This window comes from Azospirillum sp. (genome assembly GCF_035627195.1).
Lineage (GTDB): Bacteria > Pseudomonadota > Alphaproteobacteria > Azospirillales > Azospirillaceae > Azospirillum.
In genome coordinates this window covers 1-3,561 of record NZ_DASPMG010000419.1, presented here as the reverse complement: position 1 = coordinate 3,561, position 3,561 = coordinate 1, and the positions used below count along the sequence as shown (strand labels likewise).

Sequence of the window (3,561 nt, the reverse complement as noted above, 5' to 3'; positions counted from 1 at the left end):
CGGGCAGCCGATGGCGGCGCAGTGCACGCGCAGCTGGTGGGTGCGCCCGGTGCGCGGCCGCAGCTCCAGCCACGCCAGCCCGTCACCGTTCGTGCCCAGAACGCGGTAGTCGGTGACGGCACTCTGTCCGTCCGGGTGCGTCAGGATGTTCCAAGATCCGGGCACCTGGATCTTCAGGAGCGGCAGGTCGATGGTGCCTTCCGGTTCCGCCGGCACGCCCTCGCTCACCGCCCAGTAGACCTTCTCCACGAAACCTTGCGCGAACAGCTTGCCTAGCCGCGTGGAGGCCGCAGGCGTGCGCCCCAGCACGAGGCAGCCGGCCGTGTCGCGGTCCAGCCGGTGGGCCAGCCGCGGCGCCTCCGCAGCGTCGAAGGCGAGGTCGTCCATGTACTGGCCCAGATGATGCTCGATCTTGTGCGCGGCGTGCACCGCCAGGCCGGCGGGCTTGTCCAGCACCATCACCTCGGCGTCCATGTGGAGGACGCGGGCGTGGATCTCGTCGGGGGTGTAGCGGGCGATGGAGTGGAGGGGCGGCATGGGGGCACCGAAGCACACCCATGCCGCCGACGCAACCGGGGCCGTTGACGCTCCTGGTCGGCAGGGCCATACTTTGCGCATGGGAATGGTGCAGCCACGCTTTTCGGACGGGAACGGGCTCGGGCAGCCTGCGGGCGTCCATGCGCTGGAGCTTTACAAGGCGGCAGCCGAACGCGAGTTCGGCGTGACCTGCTGGACCGGGATCGAGACCCTGAACGGGGACGAATACCCGATCCTCCGCATTCCCGTCCCGGCCGGGCTGGCGAAGCCGCACCGGCGTTTCGCCGAGATGGAGCGCCGGGTTCACGAGGTGGTGGAGGCCGTCCACCCCGAACTGTCCGGTCTGGTCGTCATCCGCTACGTCGCGGCTGATGGCGAAGCCTGAGGATCTTCTCCGCCTTGCGGAGCGGATGGCGGACACGCACGAGGACGAGGCGGCGTTCCGGGCCATCGCCCATCTGTCCTACTATGCCGTGTACCATCTGATCGCCCGCCATTTCGGCCTGGACCCGGCGGACCGGCTGGAAGCGTCGCACGCCGACCTGCGCGCCCGGCTGAGGGGAGCCAACCCGCCGTCCGTCGTGCCCAGGCATGTCTTCGCCGCGAAACGCGTCTACAGCAGCCTGCTCCACGGCCGCGTCCTCGCGGACTATCATCTGGACGCGCCGTTCACGGGCGACCTTGCCGACCAATCCCTGGCGCAGGCCCAAGGCGTGTTCGCGGCGTTGCGGGGCGGTGCTTGACGGGCGGGGAACCCCACCCATGGCGCCGCGTTGCAGGTGCGGGTCTGTGCCGCCGGGCATGTCCGTCCGGCGGACTGGATCGGCCACAGGGGCGGTCCATTTTCCCAATCAGGGGTTTTCCGTCCGGGAACGGGAGGGCGGCATATGGCGGATGACGGACGGGCGGATGGCGGGCAGCTGCCGGCGGAACGGTCCTCGCAAGCCGACGTCGACGCCTTCCTGCGCAAGGTCGCGGCGATCCCGCCGGTGCGCGCGGCGGGCGGCAAGCGCGGGCGGCTGATGTTCGCCATGGACGCCACCGCCAGCCGCGAACCCACCTGGGACCGCGCCTGCCAGCTGCAGGGCGAGATGTTCGAGACGACGGCGGCGCTCGGCGGGCTGGACGTCCAGCTCGTCTACTACCGGGGTTTCCGCGAGTGCCAAGCGAGCCCGTGGGTGAGCAACTCCCGCGACCTGCTGCGCCGGATGACCGCCGTGCACTGCCTGGCCGGACAGACGCAGATCGGCCGCGTGCTGGCGCACTGCCTGAAGCAGACGCGGACGGAGAAGGTCAACGCCCTGGTCTTCGTCGGCGACTGCATGGAGGAGGACATCGACGCGCTGGCCCACAAGGCCGGCGAGCTGGGCCTGCTGGGCGTGCCCGTCTTCGTCTTCCACGAACGCGGCGACCCCGTCGCCAAGCGCGCCTTCCAGACCATCGCGCGGCTGTCCGGCGGCGCCTACTGCCCCTTCGACAGCTCGTCGGCGCAGCAGCTGAAGGACCTGTTGAGCGCGGTGGCGGTGTTCGCCGCCGGCGGACGCCCGGCGCTGGAGGACTTCAGCCGCCGGCGCGGCGGCGACGTCCGGCTGCTCACCAGCCAGATCGGCCGGCCGCAGCCGGGGGCGTGAGGCAGGACGGCACGCCATGGTCCCGCAGTTCATCCTGGGCATCGCGCTGGTGGTCGGGCTCTACCTGCTGGCCCGCGCCTTCGTCGCGGCCGACCCGCGCGTGCTGGCCCAGGCGGTGCGCTACGGCGGCGTGGCGCTCGGCGCGGGGGCGCTGGTGCTGCTGGTCGTCACCGGGCGGCTGGGCACGGCGCTGGCCATCGGCGCCTTCCTGGTGCCGGTGCTCGGCCACTTCCGCAGCGTGCGCAACCGGGCGCGCGCCGGCGCCGGCCCGGCGTCGGGGCAGGTGTCGCAGGTCGAGACGCTGTTCCTGCGCATGACGCTGAACCACGACACCGGCGCCATGACGGGTGCTGTGCTGCACGGCCGCTTCCGCGGGCGGTCGCTGGACGACCTGTCGCTGGGCCAGCTGCGGACCCTGCTGGAGGACTGCCGGCGCGACGATGCCCAGTCGGCCAGCGTGTTGGAGGCGTGGCTGGACCGCACCCACCCCGACTGGCGCGCGGACGAGGCCGGCGAGGGGCGCGACGGAAGAGCGCAGCCTCCCCCGTCCGGCGGCGCCATGACGCGGGAGGAGGCCCGCGAAATCCTCGGCCTCGCCCCGGACGCGACCCCCGAACAGATCAAGGAGGCCCACCGCCGGCTGATGATGAAAGTCCACCCCGACCATGGCGGATCGACCTATCTGGCGGCAAAGATAAACCAGGCGAAAGACTTGCTGCTCCACACCTGACCTTTTGCAGGCCCCGGAAGGGCATGTTGCGCCCCTCCGGCCCATATGGCAGAAAGCCCGGACGCGGCCTTTCCACCGGTGGTGGATCGGGCCGTCCGGAAATAACGGTCCTTCAACAACAAGAGACCCAAATGCGGAAACCCGTGCGCAAGGTGGTGTTCCCCGTCGCTGGACTGGGCACCCGCTTCCTTCCGGCCACCAAGGCGATCCCGAAGGAGATGCTGCCGCTGGTCGACCGGCCGCTGCTCCAGCACGCCGTCGAGGAGGCCCGCGCCGCCGGCATCGAGGACTTCGTGTTCGTCACCGGCCGCTCCAAGCGCGCGATCGAGGACCACTTCGACGCCGACTCCGAACTGAACCGCACGCTGGAGGAGCGCGGCAACACCGCGGCTCTCGATGAAGTGCGCGGCAGCGAGCTGGCCCCCGGCCGCTGCTTCTACACCCGCCAGCAGCTTCCGCTCGGCCTCGGCCACGCGGTGTGGTGCGCGCGCGCGGTGATCGGCAACGATCCCTTCGCCATCATCCTGCCCGACGACTTCGTGCTGGCCGAGAAGCCCTGCCTGAAGCAGATGGTCGAGGCGTACAACGAGGTGGGCGGCAACGTCGTCGCCGTCGTCGACGTCCCGCGCGAGCACACCCGGCGCTACGGCATCCTGGACGTCG

Annotated in this window: 6 protein-coding genes; 5 read left to right on the top strand and 1 reads right to left on the bottom strand. The window is 70.9% G+C overall.

Going from position 1 to position 3,561, the window contains the following annotated elements; translation table 11 throughout:
- Nucleotides 1–537, bottom strand: a 537-nt coding sequence (locus VED21_RS36120) for an RNA pseudouridine synthase (RefSeq protein ID WP_324890874.1), incomplete at its 3' end; no start/stop codon positions are given.
- Between VED21_RS36120 and VED21_RS36115 the strand changes: the two genes are divergently transcribed.
- The 5 genes from VED21_RS36115 to VED21_RS36095 all read left to right on the top strand — a co-directional run.
- Entirely contained in the window at nucleotides 536–922 is a 387-nt protein-coding gene (locus VED21_RS36115; protein WP_324890872.1) for a hypothetical protein, read from the top strand. The genes VED21_RS36120 and VED21_RS36115 overlap by 2 nt on opposite strands.
- A complete protein-coding gene (locus tag VED21_RS36110; protein WP_324890870.1) occupies nucleotides 909–1,280 on the top strand; it encodes a hypothetical protein in 372 nt (123 codons plus the stop codon). Before VED21_RS36115 ends, VED21_RS36110 begins: the two co-directional genes overlap by 14 nt.
- A 144-nt stretch (nucleotides 1,281–1,424) precedes the next feature.
- Nucleotides 1,425–2,168: a VWA domain-containing protein gene (locus VED21_RS36105; protein ID WP_324890868.1), complete on the top strand. Its 744-nt coding sequence runs from the start codon at nucleotides 1,425–1,427 to the stop codon at nucleotides 2,166–2,168.
- 16 nt (nucleotides 2,169–2,184) lie between these two features.
- Nucleotides 2,185–2,898: a DnaJ domain-containing protein gene (locus tag VED21_RS36100; RefSeq protein ID WP_324890866.1), complete on the top strand. Its 714-nt coding sequence runs from the start codon at nucleotides 2,185–2,187 to the stop codon at nucleotides 2,896–2,898.
- 131 nt (nucleotides 2,899–3,029) lie between these two features.
- The coding region (locus tag VED21_RS36095) for a UTP--glucose-1-phosphate uridylyltransferase (protein WP_324890864.1) at nucleotides 3,030–3,561 on the top strand (532 nt) is incomplete at its 3' end.

Bases quoted from the DNA above. Each gene is read 5' to 3' on its own strand.
- VED21_RS36115 (WP_324890872.1), top strand. From the start codon at position 536: ATGGGGGCACCGAAGCACACCCATGCCGCCGACGCAACCGGGGCCGTT.
- VED21_RS36110 (WP_324890870.1), top strand. From the start codon at position 909: ATGGCGAAGCCTGAGGATCTTCTCCGCCTTGCGGAGCGGATGGCGGAC.
- VED21_RS36105 (WP_324890868.1), top strand. From the start codon at position 1,425: ATGGCGGATGACGGACGGGCGGATGGCGGGCAGCTGCCGGCGGAACGG.
- VED21_RS36100 (WP_324890866.1), top strand. From the start codon at position 2,185: ATGGTCCCGCAGTTCATCCTGGGCATCGCGCTGGTGGTCGGGCTCTAC.